Source organism: Isoptericola sp. NPDC057559 (genome assembly GCF_042801555.1).
Taxonomy (GTDB): domain Bacteria; phylum Actinomycetota; class Actinomycetes; order Actinomycetales; family Cellulomonadaceae; genus Isoptericola.
In genome coordinates this window covers 1-20,702 of sequence record NZ_JBHVFQ010000044.1, presented here as the reverse complement: position 1 = coordinate 20,702, position 20,702 = coordinate 1, and the positions used below count along the sequence as shown (strand labels likewise).

Genomic DNA, 20,702 nt, shown 5'->3' with positions numbered 1-20,702 from the left:
CTCCGCGCGGCCCCCCCGCCCCCGGCCGGCCCGCCCCGGGTCGCCGGCCTGGGTGCCGTCGGTCTCGGCCCGCAGGTCGTTGATCGCGCCGACCGTCGTCGCGTAGTCGGCGCCCGCCGGGTACCGGCGCATCGAGCCACCCTGCCAGTCCGTGCGGAACGCGCCCGGCTCGACGATCACGACGCGCACGCCGAACGGCGCCACCTCGGCGGCGAGCACCTCGGAGAACCCCTCCACGCCGAACTTCGCCGCCTGGTACGCGCCGAGCCCCGGCGAGCCGCCCACGCGGCCGCCGATCGAGGAGAACTGGAGGAACAGCCCCGAGCGCTGCCGGCGCAGGACGGGCAGCGCCGCCCGCGTGACGTGGACGACGCCGTACAGGTTGGTGTCGATCTGGCGCCGGAGGGCGTCGTCGGGCATCTCCTCGATGGAGGCGCTGTCGGCGTAGCCGGCGTTGTTCACGACGACGTCGAGCCGGCCGAAGCGCTCCACCGCGGCGGCGACGGTCGTGCGCGCCGCCTCGGCGTCCGTGACGTCGAGCGGGGCGAGGAGCACGCGGTCGTCGCCGAAGCGCTCGACCAGCGGTGCGAGGTCGTCCACGCGGCGGGCCGTCGCGACGACGGCGTCGCCGTGCTCGAGCACGGCCTCGACGATGGCGCGGCCGAAGCCGCGGGAGCTCCCGGTGACGAGCCAGACGCGCTGCGGGGTGAGGGACGTCTCGGACAGGTTCTCGGGCATGTTCTCGGACATGGTCCGTTCCTTTCGGGGTCGGCGGCGGGCCGCCGGAGGTGGAGGGGGTCAGGCGGCCGCGTGCAGGGGGCCGCTGAAGGACTTGCGGAGCGAGCCGGGCGCCACGAGCGGCAGCAGCGCGGCGAGGAGCTTGCCCTTGAGGGACGCCGGGTGCCGCGTGAGCTCGACGTCGACCCGGGAGCCGGCCCCGGACGGCGTGACCTGGAAGACCCAGCCCCCGCCCGGTCCGAAGACCTTCGAGTCGCGCGTCGTGATGACGACGCGGCCCGCGTCGGCGTCCCACTCGTAGCGCGCGTGCTCCCATGCGGACGCGGTGCCCTCCGTGACGTCGGCCCAGTCGGCGCCGAGGCCGTGGACCTCGAAGTGCTCGGCGTCGATCGTGGGCCAGGCCTCCGGCCGTGCGGCCGTGAAGTTGGTCAGCACGTCGAGGACCTCCGAGGCGCTGAGCGTGGAGTCGAGATGAAAGCGGATGACGGGCATGGCCGTTCCCTTCGGGAAGCTGCGTGGAGCTGCGGGAGCTGCGGGGGTCGTCCCCCGCTCTCCGAGACTCCCGCCCGGGCCGGCGTGAAGGCGCCAGGGACGGTCACTGGCCCTGACCCCAGGGCCGCTCCCCCGGTACGTGCCCGGGCCCCTGGCCCGGGCACGGCGAAGACCCGGGTGTGCGGGTCGTCACTCCGGCGGCTGCTGGCCCGCCGCGACCCGCATCAGGTACTCGGCGTACCACTCGGGCCAGTTCGCGTCCGCCTGCCCGGTGCGAGCCTCGTGCTCGCCGTGCGCCGCCGCGGCCGCCCGCAGCGCCTCGGCCAGCTCCGCGGCGGAGTCGTAGCGCGCCTGCGTGACACGGCCCGGGATCCGCTCGGTGATCTCCTGCACGGTCCACGTGTTGCCGTCGGGGTCGGCGAACTCGACGAACGAGCCGTACGACGCACGCCCGGGCGCCAGGCCTGCCACCCGCGTCGCCGGGTCGGCGCGGTGGAACACCCCGCCGGCGTCGTGGAACACGTCGCTGACCTCGACGCCGCGCGCCACCAGGTCCGCACGCGTCGCCTCGACGTCGCGGGTGATCAGGTGCAGGCCGCGCGCCGAGCCCGGCGCGGCGTCCGTCACGCCCGACCCGACGATGATCGACGCCGGCGACCCGGGCGGGGTGAGCTCGACGACGCGGTAGTCGTCCGTCACCGCCAGGTCCACGTCGAGGGTCCAGCCGAGGCCCTCGTAGAACGCCTTCGACCGGTCGACGTCCGCGACAGGGACGACGACGAGCTCCAGCTTCAGCGCCTGCGACTCGTCGACCGTGCTGGTCGTGACGCTCGGCGTGGTGTTCGTGGCGGCGCCTGTGGCGGTGCTACCGCCCAGTGAGGTGGTCATGGGACGCTCCTTCGGCCTGGAGCCGGTCTGGTACCGGCTGGTAGGTCGATCGTTCGTCCCCTCCTCCGTCGCCGGCGCCGGTGAGAGTCACTGGTCGACCCCACCTGCCGACCTCACCGGGGTGCGGGAGGATCGCGCGCAGGCCCTGGCCGGTGAGCGGGGGCTACTCCCCCTCGCCCCGCTGCCGCGCGATGGAGACCAGGTGGGCGTGGGCGTACTCGCACACCAGCGCGTGCCGGTAGACGAGCTGCGGGACGTCCACGTTGGTGTCCATCCAGAGGCTCAGGGCGCCCATCTTCCAGTGCTCGAAGGTCTCGTCGTCGGTCAGCACGGCGAGGATGCTGAGGAAGGAGTCGTCGAAGCGCAGCGAGTGGATCGCGCGGCGGAACTCCTCCAGGTTCAGCGCGATGCAGAACGGGATGTTCATCAGGCACAGGGCCGTCTGGATGTCGAGGCGCAGCAGCCGGCGGCGAGGTCGTTCGGGGTCGATGTCGGGCACGTCGAGCTGGGCGAAGTTCAGGCGCTCGGGCGCCGCGATCTCCACGCCGTCGAGCGCGATGAGCACGTCGTAGACGTTGACGTCGTGCTCGACGACCGCGTTGTCGCCCAGCCCGGACAGCGTCGTCGGCCGGAGGGTGACCGGCTCGATGGCGGCCGGGGTGTTGCGGATGATGAAGTTCACCAGGTTGGTCTCCACCACGAAGTGGCGGATCAGCAGCTCGACGGCGTCCGGCGACACGAAGCGGCGCAGGAACCACAGGCACAGCGCGTCCATGGTGCCGAGCGTCATCCACCGGCCCGGCGCCACCCGCTTCACGACCGAGAGCACGGCCACCAGCACCCGGGAGACGATCCGCGCCACCGGGTACAGCAGCCGCCGGGAGGGCCGCTGCTGGTCCTCGATGATCATCCGCACCAGCGGCTTGTCGAGCGGGACCGAGGGGTCGGCGTAGATCGCCTCCCACATGCTCGGGTCGGACGTCACGGGCATCAGATCTCGTCCAGCTCGGTGAGCTGCATGACGTAGAGCCGGGCCACCACGCGCGCGCAGGTGACGATGGTGTCGGCCGCGGCGTCGTCGATCCGGTCGGACGTGAGGATCGCGTCGAGGGTGCCCGTGTGCTCGGCGTCGGCGTCCTGGTGGTAGGCCATGAAGTGCACCTGGTTGTCCGCCAGCCCGAGCACCTCCTGGAACCGCCGGGCCCACACGCCCGCCTTCTGCGCGCCGAGGCCCTCGATGATGAACATCGCGCCGAGGCACCCGACCGGGTTCGGCCGGCTCGCCTCGTGGAACATGTAGCCGGACAGCGCCTGCGAGCCGAGGTTCTTCCGGCCCGCGCGCAGCGCCTCGAGCGAGCCGCCGACGGCGACGTAGTCGCGCTCGAGGAGCAGGTGGTCGCGGTGCTCCTCCAGCGCGTGCGAGATGGCGGCCGAGCGCAGGTCGAAGTGGTCCATGTCGAAGTTCGACGCGGCCCGCGCGATCCACAGCGACCCGTCGACCACCTGCTGGCGCAGGTTGTGCAGCAGCCGCTGGTAGTCGGCGACCGTCACGTCGCCGGCGTCGAGCGCCCGCAGGATCGGGACCTCGGCCAGCCGGGTCTCGAAGTCCGTCCAGACGTCGGAGAGCCGGGCGAGCAGGCCGGCCCGGTCCGGCTGCGGCGGGCGGTAGCCCTCGACGGTCCCTGTGCGGATCCCTGCGCTGGTCCCGGTGCTGGTCATCTGGTGCTCCTTCGCGGTGCGACGACGGTCAGGTGGGCGAAGCCGAACGAGAACCGTCCGGACTCGGGGACGGCGAGGAGGATCGTGTCGCCCGGCGCGAAGCGGCCGGTGCGCCACGCCTCCTCCAGCGCGATGAAGATGCTCGCGGCGCCGGTGTTGCCGCACGTCTCGAGGTTGGAGAACCAGCGGCTCGTGTCCATGCCGGGGACGCGCGCGCTCAGTGCGTCGAACACCACGTCGCGGAAGGCGTTGGTGCTGTAGTGGCAGAGCACGTGGTCGAGCTTCTTGAGGTCGATCAGACCGCGGTCGACGAGCTCCTCGAACTGCGCGAGCCCCGCCGCGGCGAGCTCGTCGAGCACGGCCGTCTCCTGCCGGATCTGCAGCAGGCCCGCCTTCTCGGCGGTGGCCACGTCGTCGTAGTCCTGCCAGGTCTGCCCGGCGACGGCGGTGGGCCCGTCGAGGCCCGCGCGCATGCAGACCTCGTGCTCGTGAGCGAGGGAGACCTGCCGGACCCAATCCACCCGCAGCGACGGCTGGTCCGGTCGCGGCTGGAACTCCACGATCGCGGCGCCCGCGCCATCGGACAGCATCCACCGCAGGAAGTGTGCGTCCAGGTGGTCTTCGACGCCCTCGAAGCGCCGCTGGTGCAGCCACCGGCTGGACAGCTCCGAGCCCACCACCGCCGCCCGCGGGTGGTCGCCGAGCCGCACCTTGCTCACCGCCGCGTCGAGCGCGGCGATGCTCGACGCGCACACGCCGCTCGCCGTGAGCACCTGCATCGGGCCGCCACCCAGCCGACCGTGCACCATCGACGCAAACCCTGGCACCAGCAGGTCGCCCTGCGTCGTGGCGCACGCGAGCATGCCCAGGTCGGAGGCGGCGATCCCCCGGTCGGCCAGCGCGTCCTCGATCGCATGGACCGCCAGCTCCTCGTTGAGCTCGGTGGTGCGGCCCTCATCGTCCAGCGCGTAATACCGCTGCCGGATGCCGTTGGCACGCTGGATGCGGGCGCGCAGGCCGTCCGTGCGCTTGTCGACGCCGCCGAGGCGCCTGGCCACGTCGTCGTTGGACACCGGCTCGCCCGGGAGGTAGCGGCCCAGTCCGGTCAGGTAGGCGGTCGCTGGCATGAGGGTATTCAGCCACATCCGACCCGGTCGTGTCGCCGATTTCACAACTCTCCGAGCTGGCCGCACCTCTGAACCTCGTCAGGTGCAGTCATCGTCCGACCACGGGCGGCCCGAACCGGCGTCACGTCGGCAGACACGGCATCTGCAAAACGGAGCTCCGGCGTCCGGCGCGATTCGCAGGCGACGACCTTCGCCTGGGTTGGTTTGGGTCGGGGATCGGCGGTGCGCTGATGCAAGCCCGGCGACGTCGGAACCTCGTGCAAGGATTCCCACCATGGCAGTAGCACCTGAGGGAGAGATCGAGTACGGCGAGGTCTTCACGCGCCAGTGGGTAGTCGACACGATCCTTGACCTGGTCGGATACACCGCAGACCGCGATCTGAGCGTAAAGACGCTAGTGGAGCCGTCCGTCGGGTCCGGTGCCTTCCTCGGCCCAGTCGTCGACCGGCTCGCAGCTTCAGCCATGAGTCACGGCGTCCCGTTCGAGATGCTGACCGGCTCGATTCGTGGCTACGACCTGCAGAGTGTCCACGTCGAAACCTCCCGCGCTCTCACGGTCGAACGACTGACCGCTGCAGGTGCCAACGAGGCGACCGCTCGGATGCTTGCCAAGACGTGGCTCCACGTCGGTGACTTTCTGCTCGACGAGGGCGATTTCCTTGACCTCCAAGGGAGCACAGGTACAGCAGTGCGCAAGAGCTCCCCGGCAGATTTCGTTGTCGGCAACCCCCCATACATCAGGTTCGACGACCTGGAACGGGCTACCGTCACCGCGTATCGCGCGCAGTACCCGACCATGGTTGGTCGCAGCGACATCTACGTCGGGTTCTTCGAGCGGTCCCTGGCAATGCTCAAGCCGGACGGGATGCTTGGGTTCATTTGCGCCGACAGGTGGATGCGCAACGCCTACGGCGCCAAGCTCCGTAGCTTGATCGCCAAGCGGTATGCAGTAGACACCGTTTGGCAAATGCACGACGTTGACGCCTTCCATACCGAGGTGTCCGCCTACCCTGCCATCACAGTGCTCTCCAACCGACCCCAGGGCTCGGTCACCGTCCTAGACACCACAGCCTCGTTCGGAGAGGGAGGTGCGAAGCAGGCAGTAGCGTTCGTGCGTTCGGGTAATCACGAGGATGAAGGGGCGGGGTGGAAGGGCGCAAGGCTCGACTCGTGGTTCGAGGGTGAAGACCTCTGGCCCGCAGGCGGACCGGAGCGCATCCGGCTCCTGGAGCATCTGCAAGAGCGCTTCCCGGCCCTCGAACAGACGGGCGGCACGACAAAGATTTCCATCGGAGTCGCCACGGGTGCCGACAAGGCGTACGTCGTGCTTCCCGACGCCGACGTGGAGCCAGACCGTCTGATGCCGCTAATAATGGCTGACGACATCCGCTCCGGGGTGCTCATGAGGCCAAAGAAGGTCCTTATCAACCCGTGGGACTCAACCGGCGCGTTGGTCAACCTTGCCGACTACCCCAGGATGGCGGAGACCCTCGCTTCTCACGAAGCCGTGCAGAAGCGGTTCGTGGCACGCCGCAACCCCGACGCCTGGCACAGGACGATTGACAAGGTCTACCCAGGACTTGCAGACCGCCCCAAGTTGCTTCTGCAGGACATGAAGGCTCAGATCACGCCAGTGTTCGAGCCTGGCGCGAACCAGGTGAGCGAAGGCGTGCCGGGTGGGTACTACCCGCACCACAACCTGTACTACATCGTGTCCACCGGTTGGGACCTCGAAGTGCTCGGTGGGCTGCTGCTATCGCGGATCGCCGAAGCCTTTATCGAGGCGTTCGGTGTGAAAATGCGTGGCGGCACCCTTCGTTTCCAGGCGCAGTACCTCAGGAAGATCCGAGTGCCCGATCCAGCAACCATCCCCGAGGATGTTCAGGACCGCCTCCGAGAGGCGTTCCGTGCTCACGACCGGAACGGTGCCACGCGCGCCGCCGAGGAGGCGTATGGGCTCGAAGAGGGCGTCGCAGACAGCGTCTGAGTCTGCGCCCGTTGGGACGAGATGCCAGCGGGTGAACTCTGGTGCGAGATGTCGGTGAACCGCTGCTCGGTCCGCTACCCTGCGCTGAGCAGGGCAAACGTAACCAAGAGGAGCAGAGCAGCGGTGACGAGGGATATCTACCACGACGCAGTCCGCGAACACTGGGGCATCCGAGCCCAGCAGGGTGCCAAACAGGCTGCGAACGGCGTGGTACAGGACGCTGGGACACGAGCCAACGTCACCGGCGGCAAGCACCTCGTCCCGCTGGAGAACGCCATCGCCTCCGTTTTTGAAGATCACGATGGCATTGGCGAGTACCTAACGGTCCTAAACGGTGGCAACCATACGCTGCCCGGTTGGTACCGCAGGGCCAAAAACTGGGACCTCGTCGTCACCTACCGCGGGCTACTCATCGCGGCGATTGAGTTTAAGAGCCAGGTCGGCAGTATCGGCAATAACCACAATAACCGCACCGAGGAGTCGTTGGGCAACGCCACGGACCTGTGGCGGGCGCACGAGGCCGAAGCGTTCAGAGGGCACAGGCCGTGGCTCGGCTACGTCCTGCTCCTGGAGAAGTCTCCTAAGTCCACGAACCCCGTCCGTGACGGGCGCGCGCTCTTCACGACCGACCCCGAGTTCGACGGCATCTCCTACCTCGACCGGTACCGCGTCACCTACCAGCGACTCCTAGCCGAACGCCTTTACGACGGTGCGGTCGTCGCAGCCTCCGAGAAGGGCGAAGGCGTCTACGACGAGCCAGTCCCCGAACTGTCTTTCGCAACCTTTGAGGCCAAGATCTTTGGACGCCTTGAAGAACTGAAGCGCATCCCCGACGAGTCGTTCCCGGAGCCCCTGCCTGGCCTGCTACCGCCGCGATAGTGAGCGCCGGAACGCGCCGTCGCCGAGGTGCTCAGCCCCGCGGCCCATCCACACGCCGGGCGGCGTACCCGCCTCAATGAAGTAGCGAGTGAACGCCGATGCGTGCGGCACGTTCCCGTCACCCGTCAGGACCGACCGCAGTTGGTAGGCGTAGCTCTGCTCAGCCGAGATCACGTGCAGCGAGACCGTCACACCTGGAGGTGTGCGCCCGACCCCATGCCCGCCGTCAGGTCGAGATCGCGTCGGCCGCCGGGGTCGGCCGGATCGGGGTACTCAAGACCAGATGCAGTCGTCCCCGTCGACGAGATCACTCCAGAACGGGATGCGGCGGCGGTTCGCCCGAACAGCTGCCTCGCCGAGGAACTCGTGAGCGCAGTAGTCAGCCAGATCTGTGCCGCAGTACATGACGTCGGTCTAGTGAGCAGAGAACACGGCGCATCGGGCTCTTCTGGAGCCGCTGGTAGCGGTGCCCGTAGACCGGCACCAGCGTCGGACCCCGCGCGAAATGCTGGCACCCGAGATCGAGAGCAATCTCCATCGAATACTGGCCGCTCGCCCCAAGCCGAGACCCAGAAGCGGTTCTCCACGTCGAAGAGGATGCCCCCGTTCGGCCAGTCGAGCGCACGGCGTACGCGCCTGGGTGTCATCGCCAGTCGATTCGACCGTCGGGCGTCACCCCGCGCACGGCGTCAGCGTGGTAGCGATGGAAGGCGACCCATCCTCGTGCTGAAGGTCGCCGCGCATCCGTCGTGCCGGGTGTGCAAGAGTGGCCTGGTGCAGGCAGTACCAGCCCAGAGGCGAGAGCGCCAGAACCCGAGGACTGCGGTCCAGGACGAGTTGCCGCTGGGTCTCCCGGCCTACCGACGGGAGCGGCAAAGGAGACAAGCTGCGCCCCAACGGGCGGCGATCGGGGACCTTGTTCTCGACTTCCACCGTGCGTTTGACCTGCCCCGCAACGCCGGGCCGACGCTCGATGTGGCGCCCCAGATCGCGGCGCTCCGGCTGCGCCTATTGGCGGAGGAGGTCGGCGAGCTCAGGGAAGCGGTTAATGCTGCTGACCTGATCGCGATTGCGGATGCGCTTGCCGACATCACGTACGTCGTCTTCGGCACCGCAGTGACATACGGGATCGACCTGGAGGCGGTCGTACGCGAGGTGCACCGTTCGAACATGAGCAAGCTCGACGCGAGTGGACTGCCCATCCTGCGTCAGGACGGGAAGGTGCTGAAGTCAGAAGCATTCGTCCGGCCCGACATCAACACAGTTCTTGCCCTGCAGCGAAGCTTGTTCTAGTCGGTCACCAATCCCGATTATAGAGCACCTCAATCGGCTCTCCGCCCAGCCACCTCTCGGCCGCCACCACCGCGGGCGCAACGTCGGACCAACTAGTGACGGTGAGTTCCCTGACCGCGGCTTTCGCTCCCCTTCGAGATCGCCAATCTTCCCATGGATAGTCTTCGAGACGCACAAACAGAGCCGGACTGCGTGCTGGCATGTTCGGCACATGCACGGAACCTGTATTGTATGGCGCGAGCTCGACATCTCGATGCGCGGCGAGGAAGGTAGCGGTGTCGACGGTGAGAACCGTTTGCGCGTGGGATCGGTACCTGCGGGCACCCAACAATCGATGCAAATCATGTTCGTTGACATGAAAGAACACACGCGAGTTCAGCGCCTCCAGGTACTCCAGCTCGGACACCCCGGGCTCCAGACATACGCTAAGGAATTTTAGGGGGCCCTGGTCGCGGATGACAACGTCATCGCGACCTGGCCTAGTAAGGGTGAAGCTCGTCCTGCGAATGGCACCAAGAATCGCAGCCTGGGTCTCGACGGGGGGGTCATACGCGCGCACAAGCGCCTTTGTGCTGTACAGGCCATAGTCCCGAATTGATGGCCACGCTCCGTCTGCGGCCGTGTGAAACAACCGTGGGTACTTGCGCACGAATTCCGATCGATCCAATGGAGACCCTTACGTCAGTCGCGGCGAGCCGCACGCCATGTGCGACGATCTATTATGCCCCGCTCAGAGAAGCTTGTCGCTATGAGCGAAACTGCAGCACCCGAGACATCTTCAACTTCTTCTATAAATTGCAATGTGGCGCCGGTGAGCTGCTCATACCTAAACGCACTTCTGTTCTTGACAGATATATAGTCGGCAAAAGTGAGCGCAACGTCCGTTGCCGAATTAAGCTCGGCCGAGCGCCTTAGCATTGTCCAGTCAAACTCGGCCACTCGCCGCTGCTCCTTGGTCACCGAGCTGAACTCGGAGACCTGAGCATCGGGCACGCCGGATCGTTCTTGAACCGCCGCCCAATCGATCTCTTCGCCCATCGGTCCAGATTCGCCATTAACTCTGATTGGGTATGTGCGGGCGACCATGATCGCGCGTCGGACACGGCGGGGCCCAATCCCTGCCTCTGCCAACGTTCCCGCGACAGTGGTGTCACGACTCGTTACGTGCGGGTACTGTCCGTGAAAAAGGCTTAGGCCAGTGCCTTGCGTGCCCTCGACAAGGACCCGCGCGCCTCGCTCGAACGCAGAGTTGAGAAGCGCTCCCGTATCGGCACGGAACTCCTTGAACTCCGGATAGTCACCGACGAGCATTGGATCGCTCGAAGCGCGACCTAGGATACGGCGTGCAGCTGCCGATCCGCCACCTTCGGCAGTGGAGCGGATCGCCTGCCGCAGCGCGACTTCGTTAGCCTGGTCCTCGGCTGTGATCACCATGACATGGGGGTCGATGCGCACGCGAGACCGATCGACACCGGTGCCAGCAAGTTCACTCATCAATACGTCGTATCGGATAACCGCTCCGGGGCCGACAATCAGATCTGCGCCTGGGTTCGCGAGAGATCCAGATGGCAACGAACGATGCGTGTGCACTACTCCGCGGTGCCGGACTTTGTGTCCTGCATTTGGGCCCCCAACTCGGACCAGCACTTCATACTCCGGCGCCAGGTAGTATGCGATGTTCCCTTTGCCCTCCGATCCGTACTGGGCGCCTACGAGAACGTCGACGAGCGGTACGGTGAGTGAGGGCAGCAGGCCGAGACGGGCCTCAGTGCGAACGATGAGATCGTCGATCGTGTTGCGGAGCGTATCAAGGACTACGTCGGCATGTTCGCCTAGGCTGCCAATGTTCGCCTCGGTCTGATTCCTTGCCACTTCCTCGTAGGTCTGAAACTCTTGTATGGGTCCGCCGTGTTCCCGCCGATCCCGGTACCTCTCGGCAAGGACCTCCATGTCACTCGTCTCGAGGTGAACATGGACGAGACGCCGCCCGAAACGCTCCCGTAGCGCAGCCACTTGAGGCTCGATGCGAACCGCATCGACGACGAGGAGTCGGGGCGAAGCAGCTGCGGCCGACTCGACGGCGCTGGTGACCCATTCACCCTTGGTTTCCAGGTCGAGACGGTCCCCGAACGCCTGAAACTCGGCGCGGTCGCGGAGTTCGACTCCAGCGGCCTTCGCGAGCCGCGCGAGTTCCTCCCGTGTGGAGACGAGCTCGCCGTCCCAACGCCCTGCGAGACGTCTTGCGATTGTGGTCTTGCCGGAGGCGATGGGCCCCGACAACGCAACGACTGTTGTCATGACGGGCCCCCCGCGGTCGAAAGAGCGCTCACCTACGTGAGCGGTCGAACTTAGTGTGGCTTATTGTCAGGCCAGATGGGCGGGACCTGAGCAAGTTCACCCGAGCGCCAGTCGTCGGGTCGCCACCGCTGTCCCGCGATCCGACCTGCGCCCTACTCCTTGCTCAGCTAGTCGAGTCAGCCTCACACCGGTGGGGCCGCTAGGGTATTTCGCATGCGAAGTGATGACGCAGCGACGGTGGAATCCGAGGAGCTGCGGATCCAGATCCCGGCGGGCGGGTGGGTCGTCGGCACGGTGCGCAAGCCCGCCGACGAGTCACCGCGCGGCGTCGTGGTGATCCACCCCGCGACGGCGGTGCCCGAGCGCCTGTACACGGGGTTCGCGGAGTTCCTCGCCGCCAACGGCTACGTGGCCGTCACCTACGACTACCGCGGCACCGGCCGCTCCGGCAGCCCGCGCGAGCATCGCGGCCTGCGCATGCGGGACTGGATGTCCGACGACGTCCCCGCGGTCGCCGCGTGGGCTCGCCCGCGGTTCGGCGACGTGCCGCAGCTGGCCATCGGGCACAGCATCGGCGGGCACGCGCTGGCGCTGGGGAACGGCTCACGGGGCCTGGCCGGGTTCGTCACGGTCGCGTCGCACGTCGCCGCGACGTCCACGATTCCCGGCCGCGCCGAGCGGGCGCGCGTCCGGCTGATCCTGCGGGTGCTCGGCCCGGCGACCGCCCGGGTGCTGGGCTACGTGCCCGGGCGCCGCACCGGCCTCGGGGAGGACATGCCCGCCGCCGCGATGCTCGAGTGGAGCCGCTGGTCGACCATGCCGGGCTACTTCTTCGACGACCCGACCATGACCGCCGCCGCGGACGCCGCGCGCGTCACCGGCGACGTCCTCGCCGTCGGGTTCACCGACGACCCGTGGGCCACGCCCGCCCAGATCGACGCGATCACCGACCGCCTGACGGCCGCCCGCGTCGAGCGCCGCACCTGGAGCCCCGCCGACGGCGGCGTCGAACAGATCGGGCACCTGGGGTTCTTCCGCCGCGGCCTGCGCGACACGCTGTGGCCCGAGCTGCTCGCCTGGCTCGACGCACGCGCCGGCGCCGCGCCGACGCAGGAGGACGGAAACGTCAGGTTCCGCGCCAGGAAGCCGCGGCGATGACGCGTCGCCAGCCGCGGCTCGTCTTCCTCACCACCGCGGCGGAGCGCCAGATGCGGCGCTGGATCGCGCGCCGCGGCGGCGCACACGCCGCAACGCACGGCAGCACGAGGAACGGCGGACAGGGGTTCGGCGCCCCCGCCGCCGGCGTGCTGCTGCACCTCGCCGACTACCCCGGCGCGACGATCGGCGAGGTGACCACCGCCCTGCAGGCCTCCCCCGCGGGCACCAGCGGTTTGCTCGCCCGCATGGAGCACGCCGACCTGGTTCGCCGCCGCACCGACCCCGACGACCGCCGCACCGTCCGCCTGGACCTCACGCCCGCAGGCACCGCGGCTCTCGACGACGTCCGTGCCGCGCTGGCCGAGCTGAACGACCGCCTGACCGACGGCTTCTCCCCCGACGAGCTGGCCGTCGTCGCCCGCTGGCTCGAGCACGTGACGCGCACGCTCGCCTAGCCGCGGCAGCACCCGCTCGGGGCCCGATTTCACCCGTGTCCCCGGCAACAGCAGACCGTCGGGTCACCGATGCTGAGAGGATGCTGAATTCTGCCGCCGGGGACGGCCGGGCGACGACGCCCACTCCCCCCATCGATGGACGACCCACGGCTCACAGGCCTCGGCGGTCGCCCGGCTCCGAAGGCGGTCGTCACGCAGCCCGGCTGACGGCGTCCGGCGCGGCGGCGGCGCTGGTGCTGACCGGCCTGGTGGCGGTCGCCCCCGCGGCGACGGCGGCGCCCACCCCCGACTGCGCCGCGCCGTTCCCGGTGGCCGACGTGGTAGGCGGGGCGCCGGTCACCGGGCTGACGGTGAGCAAGGGCACCACGCCGCAGTCGTTCACGGGCGAGGTGCTGGGCGTGCTGTCGGACGGCATCGCCCCGGACCTGGACATGATCGTCGCCGAGCTCCACTCGCCGGCGATCGACGCGGCGGGCGGCATCTGGCAGGGCATGTCGGGGTCGCCGGTGTACGCGGAGGACGGTCGGCTCATCGGCGCGGTCGCGTACGGGCTCGCCTTCGGCAGCTCGCCCGTCGCGGGCATCACACCGTACGAGGACATGCAGGGCTACCTCGGCGCCGCGAAGGCGGCCCCCGAGGTGGCGGTGGGGACGCGTCTGGCGACGCGGATCGCGGCCGAGACCGACGTGACCAAGGCCGAGGCCGCCCAGGGGCTGCGGCAGCTGCCGATGCCGATGGGCGTCGGCGGGATCGACCTGGCCCGCGCCCGCAAGGCGGTCAAGGCCGCCGGCGGCAGCGAGCTGGTGACGGCGGACTCCTACCGCATCGGCCGGTCCAGCGGCGTGGCGGCCGCCGGCATCGACACCGTGGTCGCCGGGGGCAACGTGGCCGCGGTGCTCTCGCACGGCGACATCACCGTCGCCGGCATCGGCACCGCGACCTCGGTGTGCGGCGACCGGGTGGTCGCGTTCGGGCACCCGCTGGCGTTCACGGGCAGGACACGCCTGGGGCTGGCGGCCGCCGACGCCGTCTACGTCCAGGAGGACCCGCTGGGCGTCCCCTTCAAGGTGGCGAACCTGGGCGACGTCGGCGGGACCGTCACCGACGACCGTCTCGCCGGGATCGCCGGCACGTTCGGCGCCTCCCCCGCGCCGACGCCGGTCACCTCGAAGGTGTCCTACGACGGCAGGTCCCGCACCGGCACGACGCAGGTGCTGGACCCGGCCGCCCTCGCGGACGTCACCCTCCTCGCCGGCGTGGCCAACCACGACCGCGTGGTGGACGGGACCATCGGCGGGTCGGAGTCTCAGGCCTGGACGATCACCGGCACCCGCGGCGGGAGCCCGTTCCGGCTGCGGTACGCCGACCGGTACCAGTCAGCCGACGACATCGGCTCCACGGGCGCCTTCGACCTCCCGGCCGTCGTGGCCACGCTCTCGTCCGTGTCGAACGTCAAGCTCACCGGCGTGACCAACGACGTCAAGGTCAGCGACAACACGATGCGCCACCGGGTGGTGAAGATCCAGCAGCGCACGGGCGGCCGCTGGGTCGACGTGACCGGCAAGACCGCGAAGGTCCGGGCCGGCAAGACGCTGGTGCTGCGGACCCGGCTCCTCGGGTCGGACGGCATCACGCGCTCGGTCTTCCGCGAGGACTTCACGATCCCGAAGCGGCTCAAGGGCAAGAGCGGCGTGGTCACGGTCGTGGGCGGCAACACCTTCCAGGACGAGTTCTACGAGCCGACGTCGTTCGACTCGGTCCAGAAGCTGCTCAAGGGCAACCTGCGCAACGACGAGATGGAGCTGAGCCTCGTCATCGGCAGCGGCAAGACCGCGTACGAGCGGACCCGGACGTCCGACGTCCTGACCCGCGTCGTGGTCGGGCAGAAGCAGCTGCGGGTCCGCGTCACCTCCTGAGGACGCCGACTCCTCAGGAGGACACGGCCCCCCAGACGGCACGGGGCCCGGTACCGCGGAGCTCCGCGGTACCGGGCCTCTGGCCGGGCGATCTGGTCCGACCCGTGGGTCAGAAGTTGATCATGTGCCCCACGATGCCGTGGATGGACTCCTGGACGGCCTCGGTGAGCGTGGGGTGCGTGTGCACGTTCCGCGCGACCTCGTCGGCCGTGAGGTCCCACTTCTGCGCGAGGGTGAGCTCGGGCAGCATCTCGGAGACGTCCGGGCCGATCATGTGGGCGCCGAGGAGCTCGTTGTACTTGGCGTCGGCGACGATCTTGACGAACCCGGTGGGGTCGCCGAGGCCGTGGGCCTTGCCGTTGGCCATGAACGGGAAGGACGCGACCTTGACGTCGTAGCCCTCGTCCTTGGCCTGCTGCTCGGTGAGGCCGAACGACGCGACCTGCGGGGAGCAGAACGTGGCGCGCGGCATCATGCGGTAGTCGCCCAGCGTCATGGTCTCGGCGCCACCGATGGTCTCGGCCGCGACGACGCCCTGCGCCTCCGCGACGTGCGCCAGCATGAGCTTGGCGGTGACGTCGCCGATGGCGAAGATGTGCGGCACGTTGGTGCGCATGTGGTCGTCGATGGCGATGGCGCCGCGCTCGGTGAGCTGCACGCCGGTGTTCTCGAGGCCGAAGCCCTCGACGTTCGGCGCGAAGCCGACGGCGGAGAGGACCTTGTCGACGACGATCTCGCCGGGCTTGTCGTCCTTGACGCCCTTGTAGGAGACGGTCACGGACGAGCCGTTGTCCTTGATCGTCTGCACGGCGGTGGACGTCAGGATCTTGACGCCCATCTTCTTGTACTGCTTCGCGATCTCCTTGGAGACGTCCGCGTCCTCGTTCGGCAGCGCACGGTCGAGGAACTCGATGATCGTGACGTCCACGCCGTAGTTCTTGAGGACGTAGCCGAACTCCATGCCGATGGCGCCGGCGCCGACGATGGCGATCGACTTCGGCAGCTCGCGCGTCATGATCTGCTTCTCGTAGGTCACGACGTTCTCGGAGAGCTCGACGCCCGGGAGCAGGCGCACCTGCGAGCCGGTGGCGATGATGGCGTTGTCGAACGTCACCGTCTCGGTGCCGCCCTTGTTCAGCGCCACCTCGATCGTGTTCGCGTCGCGGAAGGTGCCGCGGCCGTCGAACTCGGTGATCTTGTTCTTCTTCATGAGGAAGTGGACGCCCTTGACCCGGCCGTCCGCGACCTCGCGGGACCGGTCGAACGCCTTGCCGAAGTCGAACGTCACGTCACCCGACATGCCGAAGAAGTCGGCCTGGTGCGTGAAGATGTGCGACAGTTCCGCGTTGCGCAGGAGGGCCTTGGAGGGGATGCAGCCCACGTTGAGGCAGACACCACCCCAGTACTTCTCCTCGATGATGGCGACGGACTTGCCGAGCTGGGCCGCGCGAATCGCGGCGACATAGCCGCCGGGGCCAGCCCCGAGGAGGACGACGTCGTAGTGGGAAGCCATGGGCCCAGCCTATTCGCGCGCGCGACCCCCTGCGGCGTGACGTCCGTCGCACCTGCGGAAGGGGCGCCGGCGCACGGGTTCAGCGGACCGTGTCGACGCCCAGGTTCGCGAGCTCGTCCGCGCGCTCGTTCCCGGGGTCGCCGGCGTGCCCCTTGACCCACACCCAGCGCACGTCGTGCTTGGTGACCTCGGCATCGAGCGCCTGCCAGAGGTCCACGTTCTTCACGGGCTTCTTCGCGGACGTGGTCCAGCCGTTGCGCTTCCAGCCGGCGATCCAGGTCTTCATGCCGTTCATCACGTACGACGAGTCGACGTGGATCGTGACCGAGCTGGGCCGCTTCAGGGCGCGCAGCCCCTCGACGACGGCGGTGAGCTCCATCCGGTTGTTGGTGGTGAGCGGGTCGCCGCCGTAGAGCTCCTTGGTGTGCTCGCCCGAGCGCATCAGCGCCCCCCAGCCCCCGAGTCCGGGGTTGCCCTTGCAGGCGCCGTCGGTCCACATCTCGACCAGGGGCTTCTCGTTCTCGTCAGGCACGCGCCCACCCTACGTTCCGCGACGGTGTCGGACGCCGCGCGTAGCGTCGGCCGGGCATGCCCGCAGGATCCCTCGCAGGCTTCCCGTGACGACGAAGGAGACGCGCATGAAGTTCGGGTTCGTCGGGAGCTTCGGCTCCCCGGAGCAGATGGTCGCCCTCGCGCGCGAGTGCGAGGAGCACGGCTGGGACGGGTTCTTCAGCTGGGACGCGGTCAGCATGGGCGACTGGGGCGGCGAGGCCCTCACCGCGTGGGACCCGTTCGCGATCCTCGCGGGCGCGGCCGCCGTCACGGAGCGGATCACGCTGGGGGCCATGGTCTTCGCGGTCCCGCGGCACCGGGCGTGGGAGCTGGCGCAGCGGGCGCTCACCGTCGACCACCTCTCCGGCGGGCGGCTGGTGCTGCCGGCGGGCGTCGGCGTGCTCGACGACCGCGGGTTCACGTCCGTCCCCGGCCAGGTGACGAGCCTGCGGGAGCGGGCGCAGAAGCTCGACGAGACGCTCGAGTTCCTGCGCCGGTCGTGGTCGGGCGAGATGTTCGAGGCCGACGGCGAGCACGTGCGCACCGGGCCGTTCCGGTTCGGCGCTCCCCCGGTCCGCGGCCACATCCCCGTGTGGCCCGTCGGGGTGTGGGACGCGCGACGCCCGCCGCTGAAGAACCTGCGCCGCACGCTGCGCTGGGACGGGATCGTCGCGCAGGCGCGCGGCACCACCCCCGAGGAGGCCGAGGCCGGGCCCGACGCGATCCGCCAGCTCGTCGCCTGGATCGCCGAGCAGCGCGCGGCCGACGGCGAGCGCACCGAGCCGTTCGACGTCGTCGCCTCCGGCCTGCTGCCCGACGACAAGGACGCCGCGCGAGAGCAGGCGCGGGCGATGGCCGACGCCGGCGCCACCTGGTTCGTCGACTCCTGGTGGGACCCGGACACCGCCACGCCGGAGCGGCTGCTCGAGCGCGTGCGGCAGGGGCCGCCACAGCTCTGACCGCCCGGCACACGGGGCCGCCCTGGACGGCTCCTTCCACCAATGGTTCAATGCGTTGACTCATTGATGGTGTGGTCCTCCCGGAGGTTCGGATGTTCGGTGATGGTGTCCTCCTCGCGGTGCTGGTCGTGGTGGTCCTGCCGCCGACGCTGGTGGCGCTGCTGGTGTGGCTCGTCGTGCGGCGCCCGTCCGACGACGGCGGCGGCCCCGCCCGCGCGGCACGGCGGCACGAGCTGCTCGTCTCGTCGGTCGCCGTCGTCGCCGCGGTCGTGTGCGCGGCGCTGCTGCTGGCACAGCCGGTCGTCTGGCCGACCTGGGCGCCCGCGCCGGGGCTGCTGCAGGCCGTCGCGCCCTTTTCGGTCGCCCTGGTGTTCTGCGCGGTGCGCGCCGTCGGGGAGCGGACGTGGCCCCGGCCGCGCGGCGAGGTCCGCTCGGCCCCGCTGGCCCGCCGCACCGCCGGGTCCCTCGGCGGCGCGCGCCTGCGCGGGGTCCTGGCGACCGCCGCGGCGTTCGCCGTCGTCCTGGTGATCTGCGGGCTCACCGCAGACACCTCGGGCCGCGCGTTCCCGACCGGGCCTGTCACGCTCCCCGGCGGCGGCGTCCTCACCGGCACGTCGGGCCCCTACCCCGGCTGGCCCTACGGCGCCGCCATGCTGCTGGGCCTCGGCGCCACGGTCGCCGCCACCGGGGTGGCGCTCCGCGCGATCGTGCGACGCCCGCCGCTGCACGGCGTCCCCGCAGCGCACGACGACGCCGTGCGCGCGACCAGCGCCGCCCGCCTCCTGGGCGGCGTCCAGCTGTGCCTCGGCGTCGGGCTGGGCGCCACCCTGGCGATGAGCGGCAACGCCGTCCGCTCCGGCGGCGAGAGCCTGCTGCTGAACGGCGCGCCCGCCCACGGCCTGGTCGCCGTCGGCACGGTGCTGACCGTCGCCGGCCTCGCGGTCGCCGCCGCCTCCGTCGTCGTCGGGCTGCTCGCCGCACGGCCCCGGACGGCGCGCCCGGTACCGGCGGTCGCGACCCCGGCCGCCGCGTGAGCGACATCGTCGTCTCGCTGGCATCGCCGGTGCCCGTGTACGAGCAGATCCGCGCGCAGGTCGCCGCGGCGGTCGCCGTCGGCACGCTGGCGCCCGGCGACCGGCTGCCCGCGTCGCGGGACCTCGCCCGCGACCTCGGGATCGCCGTCGGCACCGTCCAGCGCGCGTACCGCGAGCTCGAGGCGACCGGCGTCGTCGCCTCGCGGCGCCGCACGGGCACGGTCGTCGCGCCCACCGCCCCGGGAGGCGTCGCGGCGGGGGCCGCGGCTCCCCCGCCCTCCGCCATCGTCGCCCGGGCCCACGCGCTCGTCGCCGAGGCGCGTGCCGCCGGCCTCGCGGACGACGCGGTGCTCGACGTCGTCCGGGGCGCACTGGCCGTGCCCCGCGACCCCGCTCCGGGCCCGGACCGGGCGGGCTGACCCCTCAGGCGGGCCGGTCGAGGACCAGGTCGTCGCGCTCGGTCGACGGCGGCTCGTCCTCGTGCCGGGCGCGCGCGGCCTCGATGTCGGGGACGTGCTGCTCGGCCCAGAGCCGCACGGCGCGGAGCGGGACCAGGAGCGAGCGCCCCAGCGGCGTCAGGTCGTACTCGACGCGCGGCGGGTTCCCGCCGTGATCGCGCCGGCTGATCAGGCCGTCGGCCTCGAGGGAACGGAGCGTCTCGGTCAGGACCTTCGGGGTGATGCCCTGGATGTGCGCCTTGAGCTCGGTGAAGCGGCGGGGACCGTCGGCGAGGGCGTTGACGACGAACACGGTCCAGCGGGCGCCGATGCGGTGCAGCACGGTGCGGCTCGGGCAGGTCGCCGCCATCACGTTGTACGCCTTGCCCACGGGCTCCCCCGGTTCCGTTGTAGATACCGGTATCAAATCCATACCGTCGGTCCCGATCCTACGAGAGGGAGTGGCGACATGGAACGGATCCTGGTCATCGGCGGGGCACGGGCGCTGGGCGCGGCCGTCGCGCGACGTGCGGCGAAGGACGGGTACGACGTGGTGGTGGGCGCACGAGACCTGGCGGCAGCCCAGGCCCTGGCCACCGAGATCGGCGCGACGGCGGTGCGCGTCGACCTGCAGGACGAGGCGACGATCGCCGCCGCGGCCGCGAGCCTCGCGGACGGGGTCGACCACATCGTGACGACCGGCTCGGCGCCGCACGACGTGCGGGCCACGGAGCTGGACCACGAGAAGCTGGTGGGCGCCTTCACGGCGAAGGTGCTCGGGCCGATGCTGGTCGCCAAGCACTTCGCGCCGGTGCTGCGGCCGCACGGGTCGATCGTGCTGTTCTCCGGCGTCGTCGGGTGGCGACCGGGGCCCGGCTCGCTCGTCAAGGGGACGACCAACGGCGCCGTCGAGCACCTCGCCCGCCACCTCGCGGCGGACCTCGCCCCGGTGCGGGTCAACGCCGTCTCGCCCGGGGTGGTCGACTCGGGCGCGTGGGACCGCCTGGGCGCGGGCAAGGCCGCCCTGCTGGGCAGGAGCGCCGCCGGGACGCTGGTCGGTCGGCACGGCGAGCCCGAGGACGTCGTCGACGCGGTGATGTGGCTGCTGGGCGCGGGGTTCGTCTCCGGCGAGACCGTCCACGTGGAGGGCGGCGCCCGCCACAAGGTGGGGTGAGCGGCCCGGGAACGCATCGAGCGTGGGTGGGGGCGCCCGCAACACATGCGGTGTGGGTCGACACCCCACCCGGGGGTCCCCGC

The 20,702-nt window shown here is 70.1% G+C and carries 21 protein-coding genes; 10 read left to right on the top strand and 11 right to left on the bottom strand.

Annotated elements, in window-relative coordinates; genetic code table 11:
• The 6 genes from ACFU5J_RS21320 to ACFU5J_RS21295 form a co-directional block, all read right to left on the bottom strand.
• Nucleotides 1–750 (bottom strand): SDR family NAD(P)-dependent oxidoreductase (locus tag ACFU5J_RS21320; protein ID WP_430580053.1); only part of this gene is annotated, 750 nt, incomplete at its 3' end.
• 48 nt (nt 751–798) lie between these two features.
• Nucleotides 799–1,230 (bottom strand): hypothetical protein, encoded by a 432-nt coding sequence (locus ACFU5J_RS21315; protein ID WP_430580052.1) that lies wholly within the window; start codon nt 1,228–1,230, stop codon nt 799–801.
• 189 nt (nt 1,231–1,419) lie between these two features.
• Nucleotides 1,420–2,118 (bottom strand): VOC family protein, encoded by a 699-nt coding sequence (locus ACFU5J_RS21310; RefSeq protein ID WP_430580051.1) that lies wholly within the window; start codon nt 2,116–2,118, stop codon nt 1,420–1,422.
• Between the two features lie 163 nt (nt 2,119–2,281).
• Complete coding sequence (locus tag ACFU5J_RS21305; protein WP_430580050.1) at nt 2,282–3,109, bottom strand: DUF6999 family protein; 828 nt, start codon at nt 3,107–3,109, stop codon at nt 2,282–2,284.
• On the bottom strand, nt 3,109–3,837 hold the full coding sequence (locus ACFU5J_RS21300) for an iron-containing redox enzyme family protein (protein WP_430580049.1): 729 nt from the start codon (nt 3,835–3,837) through the stop codon (nt 3,109–3,111). The genes ACFU5J_RS21305 and ACFU5J_RS21300 overlap by 1 nt, the downstream gene beginning before the upstream one ends.
• Nucleotides 3,834–4,964, bottom strand: a complete 1,131-nt coding sequence (locus tag ACFU5J_RS21295; protein WP_430580048.1) for a 3-oxoacyl-[acyl-carrier-protein] synthase III C-terminal domain-containing protein — start codon at nt 4,962–4,964, stop codon at nt 3,834–3,836. The genes ACFU5J_RS21300 and ACFU5J_RS21295 overlap by 4 nt, the downstream gene beginning before the upstream one ends.
• A 274-nt stretch (nt 4,965–5,238) precedes the next feature.
• Here ACFU5J_RS21295 and ACFU5J_RS21290 point away from each other — a divergent pair, with 274 nt between their 5' ends.
• The 3 genes from ACFU5J_RS21290 (at nt 5,239) to ACFU5J_RS21280 (ending at nt 9,123) form a co-directional block, all read left to right on the top strand.
• On the top strand, nt 5,239–6,951 hold the full coding sequence (locus tag ACFU5J_RS21290) for an Eco57I restriction-modification methylase domain-containing protein (protein ID WP_430580047.1): 1,713 nt from the start codon (nt 5,239–5,241) through the stop codon (nt 6,949–6,951).
• Nucleotides 6,952–6,999: 48 nt separating this feature from the next.
• A complete protein-coding gene (locus ACFU5J_RS21285) occupies nt 7,000–7,830 on the top strand; it encodes a PaeR7I family type II restriction endonuclease (protein ID WP_430580046.1) in 831 nt (276 codons plus the stop codon).
• A 723-nt stretch (nt 7,831–8,553) separates the two neighbouring features.
• Complete coding sequence (locus tag ACFU5J_RS21280) at nt 8,554–9,123, top strand: MazG nucleotide pyrophosphohydrolase domain-containing protein (RefSeq protein ID WP_430580045.1); 570 nt, start codon at nt 8,554–8,556, stop codon at nt 9,121–9,123.
• Between the two features lie 4 nt (nt 9,124–9,127).
• On the opposite strand, the gene ACFU5J_RS21275 is transcribed toward ACFU5J_RS21280, so the two are convergent.
• Both ACFU5J_RS21275 and ACFU5J_RS21270 read right to left on the bottom strand, forming a co-directional pair.
• Nucleotides 9,128–9,772 (bottom strand): DUF7002 family protein, encoded by a 645-nt coding sequence (locus ACFU5J_RS21275; RefSeq protein ID WP_430580044.1) that lies wholly within the window; start codon nt 9,770–9,772, stop codon nt 9,128–9,130.
• Nucleotides 9,773–9,804: 32 nt separating this feature from the next.
• The gene (locus ACFU5J_RS21270; protein WP_430580043.1) at nt 9,805–11,421 is read right to left on the bottom strand and encodes an adenylosuccinate synthetase; all 1,617 of its coding nucleotides are present in this window, start codon (nt 11,419–11,421) and stop codon (nt 9,805–9,807) included.
• Nucleotides 11,422–11,658: 237 nt separating this feature from the next.
• Here ACFU5J_RS21270 and ACFU5J_RS21265 point away from each other — a divergent pair, with 237 nt between their 5' ends.
• From ACFU5J_RS21265 to ACFU5J_RS21255, 3 genes are all read left to right on the top strand, one after another.
• Entirely contained in the window at nt 11,659–12,579 is a 921-nt protein-coding gene (locus ACFU5J_RS21265; RefSeq protein ID WP_430580042.1) for a serine aminopeptidase domain-containing protein, read from the top strand.
• The gene (locus ACFU5J_RS21260; RefSeq protein WP_430580041.1) at nt 12,576–13,034 is read left to right on the top strand and encodes a MarR family winged helix-turn-helix transcriptional regulator; all 459 of its coding nucleotides are present in this window, start codon (nt 12,576–12,578) and stop codon (nt 13,032–13,034) included. Before ACFU5J_RS21265 ends, ACFU5J_RS21260 begins: the two co-directional genes overlap by 4 nt.
• Nucleotides 13,035–13,267: 233 nt before the next feature.
• A complete protein-coding gene (locus ACFU5J_RS21255) occupies nt 13,268–14,950 on the top strand; it encodes a SpoIVB peptidase S55 domain-containing protein (protein ID WP_430580040.1) in 1,683 nt (560 codons plus the stop codon).
• Nucleotides 14,951–15,059: 109 nt separating this feature from the next.
• Here the strand turns inward: ACFU5J_RS21255 and lpdA are convergent, their stop codons facing one another.
• On the bottom strand, nt 15,060–16,463 hold the full coding sequence (lpdA, locus tag ACFU5J_RS21250; protein ID WP_430576364.1) for a dihydrolipoyl dehydrogenase: 1,404 nt from the start codon (nt 16,461–16,463) through the stop codon (nt 15,060–15,062).
• A gap of 79 nt (nt 16,464–16,542) precedes the next feature.
• Complete coding sequence (gene rnhA, locus ACFU5J_RS21245; protein WP_430580054.1) at nt 16,543–16,962, bottom strand: ribonuclease HI; 420 nt, start codon at nt 16,960–16,962, stop codon at nt 16,543–16,545.
• A 139-nt stretch (nt 16,963–17,101) separates the two neighbouring features.
• Between rnhA and ACFU5J_RS21240 the strand changes: the two genes are divergently transcribed.
• From ACFU5J_RS21240 to ACFU5J_RS21230, 3 genes are all read left to right on the top strand, one after another.
• Nucleotides 17,102–17,974, top strand: coding sequence for an LLM class flavin-dependent oxidoreductase (locus ACFU5J_RS21240; protein WP_430580039.1), 873 nt, complete (start codon nt 17,102–17,104; stop codon nt 17,972–17,974).
• A gap of 92 nt (nt 17,975–18,066) precedes the next feature.
• Nucleotides 18,067–19,008 (top strand): hypothetical protein, encoded by a 942-nt coding sequence (locus ACFU5J_RS21235; protein ID WP_430580038.1) that lies wholly within the window; start codon nt 18,067–18,069, stop codon nt 19,006–19,008.
• Complete coding sequence (locus tag ACFU5J_RS21230) at nt 19,005–19,427, top strand: GntR family transcriptional regulator (RefSeq protein WP_430580037.1); 423 nt, start codon at nt 19,005–19,007, stop codon at nt 19,425–19,427. Before ACFU5J_RS21235 ends, ACFU5J_RS21230 begins: the two co-directional genes overlap by 4 nt.
• Nucleotides 19,428–19,431: 4 nt before the next feature.
• On the opposite strand, the gene ACFU5J_RS21225 is transcribed toward ACFU5J_RS21230, so the two are convergent.
• A complete protein-coding gene (locus ACFU5J_RS21225) occupies nt 19,432–19,836 on the bottom strand; it encodes a winged helix-turn-helix transcriptional regulator (RefSeq protein ID WP_430580036.1) in 405 nt (134 codons plus the stop codon).
• 78 nt (nt 19,837–19,914) lie between these two features.
• Between ACFU5J_RS21225 and ACFU5J_RS21220 the strand changes: the two genes are divergently transcribed.
• Nucleotides 19,915–20,619: an SDR family oxidoreductase gene (locus tag ACFU5J_RS21220; RefSeq protein ID WP_430580035.1), complete on the top strand. Its 705-nt coding sequence runs from the start codon at nt 19,915–19,917 to the stop codon at nt 20,617–20,619.
• The last annotated feature ends 83 nt before the right edge of the window (nt 20,620–20,702 follow it).

Bases quoted from the DNA above. Each gene is read 5' to 3' on its own strand.
- ACFU5J_RS21300 (WP_430580049.1), bottom strand. From the start codon at position 3,837: ATGACCAGCACCGGGACCAGCGCAGGGATCCGCACAGGGACCGTCGAG.
- ACFU5J_RS21315 (WP_430580052.1), bottom strand. From the start codon at position 1,230: ATGCCCGTCATCCGCTTTCATCTCGACTCCACGCTCAGCGCCTCGGAG.
- ACFU5J_RS21305 (WP_430580050.1), bottom strand. From the start codon at position 3,109: ATGCCCGTGACGTCCGACCCGAGCATGTGGGAGGCGATCTACGCCGAC.
- lpdA (WP_430576364.1), bottom strand. From the start codon at position 16,463: ATGGCTTCCCACTACGACGTCGTCCTCCTCGGGGCTGGCCCCGGCGGC.
- ACFU5J_RS21240 (WP_430580039.1), top strand. From the start codon at position 17,102: ATGAAGTTCGGGTTCGTCGGGAGCTTCGGCTCCCCGGAGCAGATGGTC.
- ACFU5J_RS21285 (WP_430580046.1), top strand. From the start codon at position 7,000: ATGTCGGTGAACCGCTGCTCGGTCCGCTACCCTGCGCTGAGCAGGGCA.
- rnhA (WP_430580054.1), bottom strand. From the start codon at position 16,962: ATGTGGACCGACGGCGCCTGCAAGGGCAACCCCGGACTCGGGGGCTGG.
- ACFU5J_RS21295 (WP_430580048.1), bottom strand. From the start codon at position 4,964: ATGCCAGCGACCGCCTACCTGACCGGACTGGGCCGCTACCTCCCGGGC.
- ACFU5J_RS21310 (WP_430580051.1), bottom strand. From the start codon at position 2,118: ATGACCACCTCACTGGGCGGTAGCACCGCCACAGGCGCCGCCACGAAC.
- ACFU5J_RS21235 (WP_430580038.1), top strand. From the start codon at position 18,067: ATGTTCGGTGATGGTGTCCTCCTCGCGGTGCTGGTCGTGGTGGTCCTG.
- ACFU5J_RS21260 (WP_430580041.1), top strand. From the start codon at position 12,576: ATGACGCGTCGCCAGCCGCGGCTCGTCTTCCTCACCACCGCGGCGGAG.
- ACFU5J_RS21290 (WP_430580047.1), top strand. From the start codon at position 5,239: ATGGCAGTAGCACCTGAGGGAGAGATCGAGTACGGCGAGGTCTTCACG.
- ACFU5J_RS21220 (WP_430580035.1), top strand. From the start codon at position 19,915: ATGGAACGGATCCTGGTCATCGGCGGGGCACGGGCGCTGGGCGCGGCC.
- ACFU5J_RS21270 (WP_430580043.1), bottom strand. From the start codon at position 11,421: ATGACAACAGTCGTTGCGTTGTCGGGGCCCATCGCCTCCGGCAAGACC.